Source organism: Streptomyces sp. NBC_00654, from assembly GCF_026341775.1.
Lineage (GTDB): Bacteria > Actinomycetota > Actinomycetes > Streptomycetales > Streptomycetaceae > Streptomyces.
Genome location: NZ_JAPEOB010000001.1, coordinates 2395457 through 2410759, shown reverse-complemented (window position 1 = coordinate 2410759; position 15303 = coordinate 2395457). Strand labels below are relative to the sequence as shown.

Annotated in this window: 14 protein-coding genes; 6 read left to right on the top strand and 8 right to left on the bottom strand. The window is 72.1% G+C overall.

From position 1 onward, the window contains the following. The first annotated feature begins 22 nt into the window (after window positions 1–22). Window positions 23–745, top strand: coding sequence for a hypothetical protein (locus OHA98_RS10450; protein WP_266924535.1), 723 nt, complete (start codon window positions 23–25; stop codon window positions 743–745). A gap of 36 nt (window positions 746–781) precedes the next feature. Here the strand turns inward: OHA98_RS10450 and recX are convergent, their stop codons facing one another. Together recX and recA are read right to left on the bottom strand one after the other, a co-directional pair. After that, the gene (gene recX, locus OHA98_RS10445) at window positions 782–1525 is read right to left on the bottom strand and encodes a recombination regulator RecX (RefSeq protein ID WP_266924533.1); all 744 of its coding nucleotides are present in this window, start codon (window positions 1523–1525) and stop codon (window positions 782–784) included. Window positions 1526–1528: 3 nt separating this feature from the next. After that, window positions 1529–2653, bottom strand: coding sequence for a recombinase RecA (gene recA, locus OHA98_RS10440; protein WP_266924531.1), 1125 nt, complete (start codon window positions 2651–2653; stop codon window positions 1529–1531). 268 nt (window positions 2654–2921) lie between these two features. Between recA and OHA98_RS10435 the strand changes: the two genes are divergently transcribed. Continuing rightward, on the top strand, window positions 2922–3884 hold the full coding sequence (locus OHA98_RS10435; protein WP_266924529.1) for an SDR family oxidoreductase: 963 nt from the start codon (window positions 2922–2924) through the stop codon (window positions 3882–3884). Here OHA98_RS10435 and OHA98_RS10430 read toward each other — a convergent pair. Both OHA98_RS10430 and OHA98_RS10425 read right to left on the bottom strand, forming a co-directional pair. Then, window positions 3875–5134: an AI-2E family transporter gene (locus tag OHA98_RS10430; RefSeq protein ID WP_266927844.1), complete on the bottom strand. Its 1260-nt coding sequence runs from the start codon at window positions 5132–5134 to the stop codon at window positions 3875–3877. The genes OHA98_RS10435 and OHA98_RS10430 overlap by 10 nt on opposite strands. A 147-nt stretch (window positions 5135–5281) precedes the next feature. After that, the gene (locus tag OHA98_RS10425; protein WP_266924526.1) at window positions 5282–5476 is read right to left on the bottom strand and encodes a DUF3046 domain-containing protein; all 195 of its coding nucleotides are present in this window, start codon (window positions 5474–5476) and stop codon (window positions 5282–5284) included. 80 nt (window positions 5477–5556) lie between these two features. On the opposite strand from OHA98_RS10425, the gene OHA98_RS10420 reads away from it, so the two are divergent. Further along, entirely contained in the window at window positions 5557–6474 is a 918-nt protein-coding gene (locus OHA98_RS10420; RefSeq protein WP_266924524.1) for a hypothetical protein, read from the top strand. Here OHA98_RS10420 and OHA98_RS10415 read toward each other — a convergent pair whose 3' ends face one another. From OHA98_RS10415 to OHA98_RS10405, 3 genes are read right to left on the bottom strand one after another with little or no spacing between them, the layout of a single operon-like run. Then, complete coding sequence (locus OHA98_RS10415; protein ID WP_266924522.1) at window positions 6475–6780, bottom strand: AzlD domain-containing protein; 306 nt, start codon at window positions 6778–6780, stop codon at window positions 6475–6477. Next, window positions 6777–7541: an AzlC family ABC transporter permease gene (locus OHA98_RS10410; RefSeq protein WP_266927842.1), complete on the bottom strand. Its 765-nt coding sequence runs from the start codon at window positions 7539–7541 to the stop codon at window positions 6777–6779. Before OHA98_RS10410 ends, OHA98_RS10415 begins: the two co-directional genes overlap by 4 nt. Window positions 7542–7599: 58 nt before the next feature. Continuing rightward, a complete protein-coding gene (locus tag OHA98_RS10405; protein WP_266924520.1) occupies window positions 7600–8463 on the bottom strand; it encodes an AraC family transcriptional regulator in 864 nt (287 codons plus the stop codon). A gap of 170 nt (window positions 8464–8633) precedes the next feature. Between OHA98_RS10405 and OHA98_RS10400 the strand changes: the two genes are divergently transcribed. The 3 genes from OHA98_RS10400 (at window position 8634) to OHA98_RS10390 (ending at window position 15028) form a co-directional block, all read left to right on the top strand. Then, entirely contained in the window at window positions 8634–13343 is a 4710-nt protein-coding gene (locus OHA98_RS10400) for a DEAD/DEAH box helicase (protein WP_266924518.1), read from the top strand. A 71-nt stretch (window positions 13344–13414) separates the two neighbouring features. Next, complete coding sequence (locus OHA98_RS10395; protein WP_266924516.1) at window positions 13415–14227, top strand: Fpg/Nei family DNA glycosylase; 813 nt, start codon at window positions 13415–13417, stop codon at window positions 14225–14227. Window positions 14228–14263: 36 nt separating this feature from the next. Then, window positions 14264–15028 (top strand): SDR family NAD(P)-dependent oxidoreductase, encoded by a 765-nt coding sequence (locus OHA98_RS10390; protein WP_266924514.1) that lies wholly within the window; start codon window positions 14264–14266, stop codon window positions 15026–15028. Here OHA98_RS10390 and OHA98_RS10385 read toward each other — a convergent pair. Next, window positions 14976–15239, bottom strand: coding sequence for a hypothetical protein (locus OHA98_RS10385; protein ID WP_266924512.1), 264 nt, complete (start codon window positions 15237–15239; stop codon window positions 14976–14978). The two genes, OHA98_RS10390 and OHA98_RS10385, sit on opposite strands and share 53 nt — an antisense overlap. Window positions 15240–15303 lie beyond the last annotated feature (64 nt).

Here is a 15303-nt window from a genome sequence, read left to right as displayed (position 1 = left end):
AAATGTACGGAGATGCGCACTGATGGAAACCACGGCTCCCACCCCCGATCAGCTCGACCGCCAGGCTTCCCTCCTCCATGACACGGAGGTGTGGCAGCAGATCGTCACGGGCTGGGAGTACACCGCCCCTGCCCCCGCACCCGTGTCTCCTCAGGCCGGCCGGTCACCTGAGGAACCGGCGAGGGGCTCGGCGGAGGACTCAGCGGACGACTCGGCGAAGGCCTCGGCGGAGGCGGGCCGTTCACCGCACGGAGCCGTGTCGCGGGACAGATCCGACTGGAGAAACCTGCTGTCCGTACCCGTCGGGCAGCTCATCGACGACTCGATGCGTACGCTGCCCGCCGCCCCGCCGGACGAACGCCCCCTCCCCGGACGGTTCGGCGCGGTCCTGCCCGACCGTCTCCACGCCTGGCGGCGCGTCGGGCAGCCTGACCTGCGCCCCTCCACCCAGCTCGGCTACGCACGGCAGGTGCTGACCGAGTGGGGCTGGCAGAACACCCCGTACCGGCTGCGCAACGTCAGGGGCGCCCGCTGCATCTGCGGTGCCCTGCTCACCGCGCACCGGCTCGGCTACGGCTCTCTCGACACCGTGAACCGGGCCGGCGCCTGGCTGATCACCGAGCTCCGCTCCCAGGGCTGGCCCGGGTTGATCGGCCCCTGGAACCGGCACCCCGGCCGCACCGCCACCGACGCCCTGGCACTGATCGACGCGACGATCCATCGGGCATCCGTCGCCGGACACTGACCGGTCCCCCCGCGAGGCGGGTCCCCGGCGCCCGGTTCAGAAGGGCTCGTCCAGGCCTTCCGTGTCCTCGCCCTCTTCCTCCAGCGCCTGCCGCACCACGCGCAGGGCCATGCCCTCCCCGTAACCCTTGCGCGCGAGCATCCCGGCCAGGCGGCGCAGACGCTTGTCACGGTCCAGGCCCCGCGTGGAGCGGAGCTTGCGCGCCACGAGTTCACGGGCCGTCTCCTCCTCCTGCTCCGGTTCGAGCCGGCCGACCGCTTCGTCGATGAGGGCGGAGTCCACGCCCTTGGTGCGCAGTTCGCGGACGAGGGCGCGGCGCGCGAGTCCCCGGCCGCGGTGCCGGGACTCCACCCAGGCCCCGGCGAACGCCGCGTCATCGATCAGCCCGACATCCTCGAAGCGCGACAGCACCTCCTCCGCGGCCTCGTCCGGGATCTCCCGCTTGCGCAGCGCGTCCGCGAGCTGCTTACGCGTGCGCGGCGTCCCGGTGAGCAGCCGCAGACAGATGTTGCGGGCCTGCTCGACCGGGTCTCGCGGCTCCCCCTTCTCGGCCCTCGACGAGGAGGGGGAACCGCTGCTCTTGGTGTCGGAGCGGGCGCGGCGCCCCGCTCCCTCGCCGAACCCCGCTCCCGCTCCGCGGCGGGACCGGGAACGGGACCGTCCGGCAGAGCCGTCGCCCGGCTCGGACGCGGCCCCGTCGGCGGGCCCTCCGGCGAACTCCGGACCGGGGCCCGCGCCAGGGTCTGCGGCGCTGCCCGGCCACTCCGTACGACGCGTCACGGTCTAGCTCTTGGCCGCCGCCGCCTTGGCCGACTTGGCCTTGGTGGCCGAAGCGGGCGCCGGCTTCGCCGCGGCGTCGGACGCGGCGGCTCCCGCGGCGTCCGCGGCCGGCTCGGATGCCGTCGCGTCCGGCCGCACGCCGACTCCCAGCTTGTCCAGGATCTTCTTCTCGATCTCGTTGGCGAGATCGGGGTTGTCCTTGAGGAAGTTCCGGGAGTTCTCCTTGCCCTGGCCGAGCTGGTCGCCCTCGTACGTGTACCAGGCGCCCGCCTTGCGGACGAAGCCGTGCTCCACGCCCATGTCGATCAGACCGCCCTCGCGGCTGATTCCCTGGCCGTAGAGGATGTCGAACTCGGCCTGCTTGAAGGGCGGCGCGACCTTGTTCTTGACGACCTTGACACGGGTGCGGTTGCCGACGGCGTCGGTGCCGTCCTTCAGCGTCTCGATCCGGCGGATGTCGAGGCGCACCGAGGCGTAGAACTTCAGGGCCCGGCCACCGGTCGTGGTCTCCGGGGAGCCGAACATCACACCGATCTTCTCGCGGAGCTGGTTGATGAAGATCGCGGTGGTCTTGGACTGGTTGAGCGCGCTGGTGATCTTGCGGAGGGCCTGGCTCATCAGACGGGCCTGCAGACCCACGTGCGAGTCGCCCATCTCGCCCTCGATCTCCGCACGGGGCACCAGGGCCGCGACGGAGTCGATGACGATCAGGTCGAGGGCACCGGAGCGGATCAGCATGTCCACGATTTCCAGTGCCTGCTCACCGTTGTCCGGCTGGGACAGGATGAGGTTGTCGATGTCGACACCGAGCTTCTTCGCGTACTCGGGGTCGAGGGCGTGCTCGGCGTCGACGAACGCCACCGTGCCGCCGGCCTTCTGCGCGTTCGCCACGGCGTGCAGCGTCAGCGTCGTCTTGCCGGAGGACTCCGGCCCGTACACCTCCACCACACGGCCGCGCGGCAGGCCGCCGACGCCGAGTGCGACGTCGAGTGCGGTCGACCCGGTGGGGATCACCTCGATGGGCTCGTTCGGCCGCTCACCGAGGCGCATCACCGCGCCCTTGCCGAATTGCCGTTCAATCTGTGCGAGTGCGGCGTCCAACGCCTTCTCGCGGTCGGTTCCTGCCATGGGTTCCACCCGATTTGCTTGAGTCGATCGCTTCACGTCAAAGACGCTAACCCCTGCCACTGACAATGGGCCTCGACGTCCTCCCGGCCTGTGGACAACTCCACGGTCGGGCCCGGGAAAACCCGGCCGGAATCCCATGAGAATGGATGTTCGATTTCAGTGTCAAGCGCACCACGCCGGGCCCGCACAGCCGAGAGTAGCGCCTTATAGCAGCCAGCGACGATCTAGTCAATGAAATCCCCTGAGACCCATGCTAGATTCCCGCCATATGCGGACATCTCGCTCGAATTCTTCAGGTTCCCGTCACAGGGACTCCGGCCGTCCGGACCACGGCCTCGCGGGGAAGGTCGCGCTCGTCGCGGGCGCCACCCGCGGCGCGGGCCGGGGAATCGCCGTACAGCTGGGTGCCGCCGGAGCGACCGTGTACGTCACCGGCCGCACCAGCGGGTCCGAGCGTTCCGAGATGGACCGGCCCGAGACGATCGAGGAAACAGCGGCTCTCGTCGACGCGGCGGGCGGCCGCGGCATCGCCGTACAGGTGGATCACCTGGTTCCCGACCAGGTGAGGGCACTGGTGGCCCGCATCTCCAGCGAGCAGGGAGCCCTGCACCTTCTGGTGAACGACATCTGGGGCGCCGAGATCGAATGGAACAGGTCGGTGTGGGAATCGTCCCTGGACACCGGACTGCACACCTTGCGGCTGGCCGTCGACACGCATGCCATCACCAGCCACTTCGCGCTCCCGCTGCTCATCGAGACACCGGGCGGCCTGGTCGTCGAGGTGACCGACGGGACGGACGAGTACAACGCCGCCCACTACCGGGTTTCGTTCTTCTACGACCTGGCGAAGGCCGCGGTGAACCGGATGGCCTTCGCCCTCGCGCACGAACTGGCGCCCCATCGCGCTACCGCGGTGTCGCTCACGCCCGGCTGGCTCAGGTCCGAGGCCATGCTCCAGGCCCACGGGGTCACCGAAGCGACCTGGCGTGACGCGGTCGCGCACTCGCCCCACTTCGCGATCTCCGAGACCCCGGCGTTCGTCGGCCGGGCCGTGGCCGCACTCGCCCAGGACCCCGAGGTGGCACGCTGGAACGGGAAGTCGCTGTCCAGCGGGCAGCTGGCGCGGGTCTACGGCTTCACCGACCTGGACGGCAGCCGGCCCGACGCCTGGCGGTACATGACCGAGGTCCAGGACCCGGGACTGCCGGCCGACGTCACCGGCTACCGCTGACGCCCGCCCGCACCCCCTGATCCGTCAGATCCGTCCGATCCGTCCGACCCGTCCGATCCGGACGGCCCGTCCGCGCCGCCCCGCCCGTCCGGTTCCCCCGAGGCCCCCGGTCCGCCCCGCCCGTCCGGTTCCCCGTTTGCGGGAGTGGACATCGCGCGGCGCATCCGTGAGAGCACCGGCTCACTACGCTGCCGACGGCTGCCACCGTGCACCCTCGGGTCGTCCGTCACGTCGTACCGCTTCACATAGGCGCCGAGGAACGCCTGGAGCGTGGCAACCGCCGGAATCGCGATCAGTGCGCCGACGGCGCCCATGAGCGCCGTGCCCGCGATCACCGAACCGAAGGCGACCGCGGGATGGATGTCGACGGTCTTCGAGGTGAGCTTGGGCTGGAGCACATAGTTCTCGAACTGCTGGTAGACCACGACGAAGCCGAGCACCCACAGCGCGTACCAGGGGTCGACGGTGAAGGCGATCAGCATCGGCAGGGCCCCCGCCAGATACGTGCCGATGGTGGGGATGAACTGCGAGACCAGACCGACCCAGACGGCGAGCGCCGGGGCGTAGGGCACTCCGAGGATCACCAGCAGGATGTAGTGCGCGATGCCGGAGATCAGCGCCATCAGGCCGCGCGAGTAGAGATAGCCGCCGGTCTTGTCGACCGCGATCTCCCAGGCCCGCAGCACCTCGGCCTGCCGGGCCGGCGGCAGCACGGAGCACAGCCCGCGCCGCAGCCGGGGGCCGTCGGCCGCGAAGTAGAAGGAGAACAGGAAGATCGTCAGCAGTCGGAACAGGCCGCCGAGCACCGTGGTGGAGACATCGAGCACACCGGTCGCGCTGTTCTGGACGTACTTCTGCAGCCAGTCGGAGTGCAGCAGGCTGTCCTGGACCTCGACCCGGGACAGATCGGTGTTGAACGTCTGGTTGACCCAGCTGATCACCGAGTCGAGGTACTTGGGGAACTCGTCGACCATGTCGACGATCTGGCCCGCGAGCATCGAGCCGAGCAGCACGACGAAGCCGACCCCGGCGATCAGCACACCGAGGAACACGAGGAACGTGGCGAGGCCCCGGCGCATACCGCGGGATGCCATCCGGCTGACCGCGGGCTCGATGGCGAGCGCGAGGAAGAACGCGATGAGCACATTGATCAACAGCCCGATGAGCTGGTCGAACGCCCAGCTGCCGAGCCGGAAACAGGCGTAGAGCGCCAGGGCCAGCACCATCGCCCGCGGCAGCCAGCCGGGCATGCGGACCGGACCGTTGCCGTTCGGCGGCGCGGGTGGCGCGGCCGGCGGGACGGGCGGGGAGGTGGACGGCTGGGTCTGGGCGGTCTCGTCTGTCGGTGCCACGGAACAAGTCTCGCCTACGCCGGTGACAGCCCGCCGCCCGCCCCGTCAGCGCTTGTCGGCGGGGACGTCCACAGCGGTGCAGACCCTGCGCCAGACGTCCTTGGCATCCCATCCGGCGGCGAGTGCCTGGTGGACCGTACGGCCGCCGAGTTCGGCCATCACATGGTCGTGCGCGAACGAATCCGCGTACCCCTCACCGAAGTGGTCCGCCATCCGTTCCCAGAAAATCGTCAACCGCATGCCACCAGTATCGCGCTCCTGAGAGTGCAGCCGGGCCGCTACGCATCTGCCGGCAGCACATTCCGCTCTACGGTCGGTCCATGGCTGGAACCGGAGCTAACCCCCCACTCGCCCGCGCCGAACAGTTCATCTGGCTCACTGCCCGCGTCCTCGAACAACGGCGGTTCGCCCACGACTTCCTCGACGGGAGTCCGGACGCCGTCGAGACCGCACTCGCCGCCTACCTGAACGAGGACGGCGGATACGGCCACGCCCTCGAACCCGACCTCCGGGGCCCGGTGAGCCAGCCGCTGCCCACCGCGCACGCCCTGAGCGTTCTCGACTCGATCGGCCGCTGCAACGGACTGCGGGTGGAGCGAATCTGTCGGTATCTGACCGATGTATCGACCAAGGAGGGCGCTCTGCCCGCGCTCCTCCCCACCCAGCGGGGCTACCCCGCCGCCCCGTTCATCCCGATCGTCGACAACCCGCCCGCCGAGCTGCTGGCCACCGGTCCGGTCGTCGGGCTGCTGCACCGCAACCAGGTGTGGCACGCCTGGCTCTTCCGGGCCACGGACTTCTGCTGGGCCGCCGTCGATGCCCTGGAGCAGTCGCATCCGTACGAGATCGAGGCAGCGGTCGCCTTCCTGGACGGTGCCCCGGACCGGCCCCGCGCCGAGGCGGCGGCGGGACGCCTGGGACGGCTGGTGCGCGAGCAGCGGCTGGCGGTGCTGGATCCGGAGCGGCGCGCGGAGTATCCGGGCTCGCCCGGCTACGCACCGGGTGAGCACCACTTCCCGTACGACTACGCCCGTACGCCCGGCTCGCTGGCCCGGCGCTGGTTCACCGACGAGGAGCTGGACCGCTCGCTCGACCACCTGGCGGCCGAGCAGCGGGAGGACGGCGGCTGGCCGGTGAACTGGCGCCGGTGGGCCCCCGGCACGGAGCTGGAAGGACGGCCCCTGGTGACGCTGAAGGCCCTGCACACCCTGCGGGCGTACGGCCGCCGCCTCAGTTGATCAGCCCAGTGCCCGTACGCCCGCCGTGACCGCGACAGCGGCGCCGACGACCACCAGGAACGGTGCGCGCACCATCAGCGCCAGCGCCGCGGCGGCGAGGCCCGCGCTCCGGGCGTCGAGCATCAGCTGCCGGCCGTCCCCGAAGGTCTGCTGCGCGGTGAGGGCGGCGAGCAGCGCCACGGGAAGGAGTGCGGCCAGCCGCTGCACGAGGGGGCGTTCCAGTGCTCCGGCGGGAACCAGGAGTCCCAGGAGTTTCGCGAGATAGCAGCCGACCGCGGTGAGTCCGATGGCGATCCAGATGTTCATCGGTGCTCCCCCGTCCTCTCCGTCTGCTCCGCACCGGAGACCGGCTCCGCCTTCCTGGCGCGCCCCATCAGGAACAGGACCACGGGCGCGGCGAGCGCGGACAGGAGGACGGGCACGCCCGCGGGCAGTACGGGCAGCAGGCCGAGGGCCAGCAGCACCGCGAGTGCCGCCGTCACGCGTTCGGTGGTGCTCTTCAGCATCGGCGCGAGCAGCGCCAGGAACACCGCGGGGCTCGCCGCGTCCAGGCCCCAGGCGTCGGTGTCGCCGAGCGCCTCGGCACCCAGCGCGCCCGCCAGTGTGGTCAGGTTCCAGAGCACGTACAGGGTGAGCCCGGTGACCGTGAAGCCGATCCGCGCCGCCCGCCGGGTGGGCTGGGGCAGCGTGACGGCGGTGGTCTCGTCGATGACCCAATGGGCGGCGAAGGGCCGGAGCGCGCGCGGCAGGGCGAGCAGTTGCGAGAGGCGCAGGCCGTAGAAGGCGTTGCGTACGCCGAGGAAGAACGCTCCGGCCGCCGCGGTGTACGGGTTTCCGCCCGCCGCGAGGGCGCCCACCAGGGCGAACTGGGAGGCCCCGGTGAAGACGAGGAGGCTGAGCGCGCAGGTCTGGAGGAGCGTGAGTCCTGATCCCGCCGAGGTGACGCCGAAGGCGAAGCCGGAGAGCCCGACGGCGATACCGACGCCGAGCGCGTCCCGTACGACGGCCGCGTCCGGCTTCCCGGGCGCGGCCCCCGTGTCCGGGAAGCCGGTCCGCCCACCGGGTATGAGGCCGTCCGCCCCGGCGCTCCGAGAGGTTGCTGTCTGTTCTGCCACGCCCGGAACGCTACGGGGAGCGGTCCGGGCCGGTCTTGTACGTTCTTGCGCGTTCGCGCTGGTACGCGCCGGGTGGCACTCCCACGATCCGGGTGAAATGGCGGTTGAGATGCGGCTGGTCGGTGAAGCCGACGGCGGCCGCGGCGTCGGCCGGGGCGGTCCCGCTGTCGAGCATGCGGCGCGCCCGGCGTACGCGCGCGTCGGTGAGCCAGGTGTGCGGCGGCATCCCGTACTGCTTCTTGAAGGCCCTCAGCAGCGCGAACGGACTGGTTCCCAGCTCGGCGGCCAGTGATTCCAGGGTGGGCGGCCCCGCCATCCGCTCCTCCAGCACGGCCCGCGCACGGGCGGCGTCCCTGGCTCCCGCGGTGCGGGGCGCCGGGGTGGTCAGGGGACTGCCGTGCCGGTTCAGCAGCCGCACCACCATGACCCGCAGCAGGCTGTCGGCGGCCAGCGCGTTGCCCTCCTCCGCGGCGCGGTGGATCTCGGTGATCAGCCGGGCGGCCTGTGGATCGGTCGCGCTGGTCTCGGCGAATCCGACCGTTCCGCGCAGGCTGGTCACATCGGCCGCGATGTCGTTGATCACCTGGGCCGACGGATAGAGCGTCGCGTACACCCAGCCCTCGGGCACTCCGGCGCGGGCGGTGTGCGCCACCTCCGGATTGATCATGACGACCATACCGGGCCCCGCGTGCACGGTTCCGCCGGGCAGTCCGACGTCCTCGACCCCGCGGGTGATGGTGCCGAAGACATAGCCCTCATGGCTGTGGCGGGGAAAGGTGTGGCGGACGTACCGGGCGCGCAGCAGATCGAGGTCGGGCAGTTCCGCGTACTGCCAGTACCTCGCCCACTCCTTCGCCCCGTCCGCTCCCGCCATGGCCGAATTCTCGCAGGTCCCGGCCATGTCCCGCAGATCCGGCGGGATCGCCGCGCCCGTAATTGGACCCCCTTCCCCGCCCCGGCCCACGCCCTCCCGTACGCCCGGCCGGGCGCCCCCGCCGCTCGCGTCACCGGCCGTTGTCAGTGGCGGGGTGCACGATGGGGGACATGGCCGGCTCCGCACTCGATTCGTTCTCACCCGCGACCCGCAGCTGGTTCGCGGGGGCCTTCAGCGCGCCGACAGCCGCGCAGGAGGGCGCCTGGCGCGCCATCGGCGAAGGCAGCGATGTGCTGGTCGTCGCGCCGACCGGTTCCGGCAAGACCCTCGCCGCGTTCCTCGCCTCGCTGGACCGGCTGGCCGCGGTCCCGCCGCCCGCCGAGGCGAAGAAGCGCTGCCGTGTGCTGTACGTATCGCCGCTCAAGGCCCTCGCCGTCGACGTGGAGCGTAATCTCCGCTCACCGCTGACCGGAATCCGGCAGGAGTCGGTGCGGCTCGGGCTCCCCGAGCCGGAGGTCCGGGTGGGGATCCGGTCCGGGGACACCCCGCCGGCCGAGCGGCGCTCGATGGTGACCAGGCCTCCGGACATCCTGATCACCACACCCGAGTCGCTGTTCCTGATGCTCACCTCCTCGGCCCGGGACGCCCTCGCGGGTGTCGAGACGGTGATCCTCGACGAGGTGCACGCCGTCGCCGGTACGAAGCGGGGCGCCCATCTCGCCGTATCGCTGGAGCGGCTGGACGAGCTGCTGCCCAGGCCCGCGCGGCGGATCGGCCTGTCCGCGACGGTCCGGCCGGTCGACGAGGTGGCGCGCTTCCTCTCGCCGCAGCGGAAGGTGGAGATCGTCCAGCCGGCGTCCGCCAAGGAGTTCGACCTGTCGGTGGTCGTCCCCGTCGAGGATCTGGGTGAGCTGGGTGGCTCCCCCGCCACCGACGGCGGTGCCGACCAGGCGGAGAAGCCGTCCATCTGGCCGCATGTCGAGGAGCGCATCGCCGATCTCGTCCAGTCGCACCGCTCGACCATCGTCTTCGCGAATTCCCGGCGGCTGGCGGAGCGCCTGTGCAACCGCCTCAACGAGATCGCGTACGAGCGCACGACCGGCGCGGTGTTCGACGGGAACGGATCCGCCCCGGCCCCGGGGGAAGCCCTCCCGGAGGCCCACTCCCCCGCGGAGATCATGGCCCAGTCCGGCGCGGCGAAGGGCGCTCCGGCGCTGCTCGCCCGCGCGCACCACGGCTCGGTCTCCAAGGAGCAGCGGGCCCAGGTCGAGGAGGACCTGAAGGCGGGCCGGCTGCCCGCGGTCGTCGCCACCTCCAGCCTGGAGCTGGGCATCGACATGGGTGCGGTCGATCTGGTGATCCAGGTCGAGTCCCCTCCGTCCGTCGCCTCCGGGCTCCAGCGGGTCGGCCGGGCCGGACATCAGGTGGGCGCGGTCTCCACCGGAGTGGTCTTCCCGAAGTACCGCGGCGATCTGGTGCAGGCCGCCGTCGTCACCGAGCGCATGCGCCGAGGTGCCATCGAGGCGCTGCGCATCCCGTCCAACCCCCTGGACGTGCTCGCCCAGCAGCTGGTCGCCATGGTCGCGCTGGACAGCTGGCAGGCGGACGACCTGCTGGCCCTCGTCCGCAGGGCGGCCCCGTTCGCCTCGCTCCCCGAATCCGCCTTCACCGCCGTGCTCGACATGCTCGCCGGCCGCTATCCGTCGGACGCCTTCGCCGAGCTCCGGCCCCGGGTGGTGTGGGACCGGGTCGCCGGAACGGTCACCGGACGCCCCGGTGCCCAACGGCTCGCGGTCACCTCCGGCGGCACCATTCCCGACCGCGGGCTCTTCGGCGTCTTCCTCGCCGGGGCCGACCCGAAGAAGGGGGGCGGCCGGGTCGGTGAGCTGGACGAGGAGATGGTGTACGAGTCCCGGGTCGGCGATGTCTTCACGCTGGGCACCACCTCCTGGCGGATCGAGGACATCACCCGTGACCGGGTGCTCGTCTCACCCGCCCCGGGTGTTCCGGGGCGGCTGCCGTTCTGGAAGGGCGACCAGCTGGGACGTCCGCTGGAGCTCGGCCGTGCGCTGGGCGCGTTCCTCCGGGAGATCGGCGGGCTGTCGCAGGAGGACGCCCGGCTCCGGCTGCTCGCCGCCGGTCTCGACGCCTGGGCCGCGGACAACATCCTGTCGTACGTGGACGAGCAGCGCCGCGCCTGTGGCCATGTCCCGGACGACCGCACGATCCTGGTCGAACGCTTCCGGGACGAGCTCGGGGACTGGCGGGTCGTCGTGCACTCCCCCTTCGGCGCCCAGGTGCACGCCCCCTGGGCACTGGCGATGTCCGCCCGCCTGAGCGAGCGGTACGGAATGGACGCCCAGGTCATGCATGCCGACGACGGCATCGTGCTGCGGCTGCCCGACGCCGATCTGATGGGCCTCGACCTGCTCGACTTCGATCCGGCCCCGGGACCGGACGGCGTGTCCGCCGGAGCCGGACCGGCTCCGGCCCCGCCGGACGTGGCGTACGACAGCGATCAGCCCCCGATCGGTGCGGCCGACGTCGTGTTCGACAAGGGCGAGGTCCAGCAGATCGTCACGGATCAGGTGGGCGGCTCGGCGCTGTTCGCCTCCCGGTTCCGCGAGTGCGCCGCCCGCGCGCTGCTGCTGCCCCGGCGCAGCCCCGGCAAGCGCACCCCGCTCTGGCAGCAGCGCCAACGTGCCTCCCAACTGCTCCAGGTGGCCTCCGAGTTCGGCTCGTTCCCGATCGTCCTCGAAGCGGTCCGCGAATGCCTCCAGGATGTCTTCGACGTTCCCGGGCTCACGGAACTGATGGGCGATCTGGAGGCGCGGCGCGTCCGGCTGGTCGAGGTGACCACCCAGGAGCCCTCACCGTTCGCCCGCTCGCTCCTCTTCGGGTACGTCGCCCAGTTCCTGTACGAGGGCGACTCCCCGCTCGCCGAGCGCCGGGCCGCCGCGCTCTCCCTCGACTCCCATCTCCTGGCCGAACTGCTCGGCCAGGCGGAGCTGCGCGAGCTGCTCGACGCCGATGTGCTGACCGAGCTGGAACAGGAGCTCCAGTGGCTCACCGAGGACCGGAGGATCAAGGACGTCGAAGGCGTCGCCGACCTCCTCCGGGTCCTCGGTCCGCTCACCGGCGCCGAGCTGGCCGAGCGGGGCGCGCAGCCGCAGTGGGCACCCGAACTGGCGGCCGCCCGCCGGGCCATCCAGGTCCGCATCGCCGGCGCCGACCACTGGGCGGCGATCGAGGACGCGGGCCGGCTGCGCGACGCCCTGGGCACCGCCCTGCCCGTCGGCGTGCCGGAGGCGTTCACCGAACCGGTGAAGGACCCGCTCGGCGATCTCCTCGCCCGCTTCGCCCGTACGCACGGTCCGTTCACCTCGACCCGGGCTGCCGACCGCTTCGGGCTCGGCACCGCCGTCACCGACGGAGCGCTCCACCGGCTGTCCGCGTCGGGCCGGACCGTCCAGGGCGAGTTCCATCCGGCGGGCATCGGACAGGAGTGGTGCGACGCGACCGTCCTGCGCCGGTTGCGCCGTCGCTCGCTCGCCGCTCTCCGCCATGAGCTGGAGCCCGTTCCTCCCGCCGCGCTCGCGGCCTTCCTCCCGCAGTGGCAGCACGTCGGCGGCAACAGCCTGCGCGGGATCGACGGACTGGCCCGTGCCGTCGAGCAGTTGCAGGGGGCCCCGGTTCCCGCGTCCGCACTGGAGAAGCTGATCCTGCCGAGCCGGGTCATGGGGTACACCCCCGCCATGCTCGACGAGCTGACGACGACCGGGGAGATCGTCTGGGCCGGTGCGGGCTCCCTGCCCGGCAAGGACGGCTGGCTCTCGCTCTACCCGGCCGGCAGCGCACCCCTGCTCCTGCCGCCCCCGCACCCGCTGGAGCAGTCCGCGTTGCACGAGTCGGTCCTCACCACCCTCTCCGGCGGATACGGGCTCTTCTTCCGGCAGATCGCCGACCAGGTGCGTGCCACCACTCACCCGGACTGCACCGATCCGCAGCTGGCCGACGCCCTCTGGGACCTGGCCTGGTCCGGCCGTCTCACCAACGACACCCTCGCCCCGCTGCGCTCGCTCCTGGGCTCCGGGCGCACAGCGGGCTCGACCGCCCACCGCGCCAGACGCAGCGTCCCGCGCGGCCGGTACGGATCGCTCACCGCGGCGGCCCGCCCCGCCTCCCGCACCGGCCCGCCCACCGTGTCGGGCCGCTGGTCCCTGCTGCCCCCGGCCGAACCGGAACCGACCCACCGCGCGCACGCCCTGGCCCGTACGCTGCTCGACCGCCACGGCGTGGTGACCCGAGGAGCGGTGCAGGCGGAGGGCGTCGAGGGCGGCTTCTCCGCGACGTACCGCGTCCTCGCCGCCTTCGAGGACAACGGCCAGGCACGCCGGGGATATGTCGTCGAAGGCCTGGGGGCCGCCCAGTTCGCGATGGACGGCGCCGTCGACCGGCTGCGTGCGGCGTCCACCGCCCGCGACCGTACGGATCCCGGGGCCGCGCCCCATGCCCTGGTCCTCGCGGCCGCCGACCCGGCGAATGCGTACGGGGCCGCGCTGCCCTGGCCGGAGTCCCCCGACGGAGCCGGTCACAAACCGGGCCGCAAGGCAGGGGCCCTGGTCGTCCTCGTCGACGGCGAGCTGACGCTGTACATGGAGCGCGGTGGGAAGACGCTGCTGGCCTGGCCGTCCGACCCCGAGTCCCCGGCGCTGAGAGCGGCGGCCCAGGCACTGGCCGCGGCGGCCGGCGCGGGCGCGCTCGGCACCGTCACGGTGGAGCGCACCAATGGGGCGTCCTCCCTCACCTCGCCGCTGGGCCGCACGCTGGAAGCCGCCGGATTCCTCGCCACCCCGAGAGGCCTGCGTCTGCGCGCCTGAGCCGTCGAAGGGCGTCCCCGCACCCTCCGTATCTCCCGGCACCCGCCATCCGCACCGCGCATCATGGAGGCATGCCCGAAGGAGACACCGTGCTGCGGACCGCCGAGCGGCTGCACGCAGCGCTCGCAGGCCGGGCCCTGACCTATGCCGACCTGCGCGTACCCAGGTTCGCCACCGCCGATCTCACCGGCCGCACCGTGGCCGATGTCACCGCGCGCGGCAAGCATCTGCTCACGCGCCTCGACGACGGCCTCACCCTCCACAGCCATCTGCGGATGGACGGCGCCTGGCGCGTCTACGACCCGGGCGAGCGCTGGCGCGGCGGCCCCACCCATCAGATCCGCGCCGTGCTGGCCAACACCGAGCACACCGCGGTCGGCTACCGGCTCCCCGTGCTCGAACTCCTCCGTACCCAGGACGAGGACAGGGTCGTGGGCCATCTCGGACCGGATCTGCTGGGCCCCGACTGGGACCCCGGAACCGCCCTGCGCAACCTGCTCACCACCCCCGGCCGCCCCCTCGGCGAAGCGCTTCTGGACCAGCGCAATCTGGCCGGTATCGGCAACGTCTACAAGTGCGAGCTCTGCTTCCTGGCCCGAGCCACCCCCTGGCTCGCCGTGGGCGATCTTCCGCCCACGACCCTCGCCCGCCTGGTGGCCACCGCGAAAAGGCTCCTCGAAGCCAACCGTGACCGCCCGACGCGGACCACCACCGGCCTCGTCCCCGGCGCGGGCCCCGCCCGTACGCGGTCCCCCGACCGCCTCTACGTCTACGGCCGCGCCCGGCGCCCCTGTCTGCGCTGCGGCACACCGATCCGCGCCACCGAGCAGGACAGCCGCCCCACCTACTGGTGTCCGCGCTGCCAATCAGGCCCCACACCATAGTTGACGTACCGTCAGATCCAGTCGTACGGTCCGGTCATGCCCCTCTCCGCGTACGACCTCACCGGCCGGTCCGCGTTCGTCACCGGAGCCGCCGGCGGCATCGGCCGGGCCAGTGCGGCCCTGCTCGCCGAGGCAGGGGCCACGGTCCACTGCGCGGACCGCGACGAGAAGGGCCTGTCGGAGACCTGCGGGCTGATCGCCGGTTCCGGCGGTACGGCCATCGCCCACCCGCTCGATGTGACGGACCGTGGCCAGGTCGAGCGAGCCGTGGCCGAAGCCGGAGACCTCGACATCCTGGTCGCCGTCGCCGGAATCATGCATACGAGCAGCGTTCTGGAGACGGCCGACGAAGATCTCGACCGGGTCCTGTCGGTCAACTTCAAGGGGGTGCTGTACGCCTGCCAGGAGGTGGCCCGCGGCATGATCGCCCGCTCCGCCCCCGGGTCGCTGATCACCATGGCATCGGGCGCGGTGGACGCCGCGAGTCCGGGCCTGCTCTGCTACAGCGCCGCGAAGGCCGCCGTCGTCCAGCTGACGAAGACCCTCGCCACGGAACTCGGCCCGCACTCCATTCGCGTGAATGCCGTCGCCCCCGGCTGGATCCGCACGCCGATGACCGACCGCCACGACGCGGAGCAGCAGCATCGGGCAGAGGCCATGATGGTGCGGGTCTCGCCGCTCGGACGGGTCGGTGAGCCCGAGGACGTCGCGCACACGGTGCTGCACCTCGCATCGGACGCGTCGGCCTTCATGACCGGTCAGATTCTCCGCCCGAACGGCGGCGTCGCCATGCCCTGGTAGCCGGCCGCCGCCCGGTACGCCCCGCTCCGGTCAGCGCCCTCGGCGGCCGTACCGACGCCGCCGCATGGACGGGCAGCAGGCTCAGCCCCCACCCGCCCGCCGCGACCGCGCCCTCCACCACACCGGCGTGCTCCGGTTCCAGCGCCAGCCGTAGCACCGCCCACCACCACAGCCCACCGAGGACCAGCGCCGGCACCCATCGCCGCACCATGGCTGCCTCCTCCGGCCGACGCTAGACCGGCTCGCGCACCCGAGGGGAGGGCGCACCGGTGCAG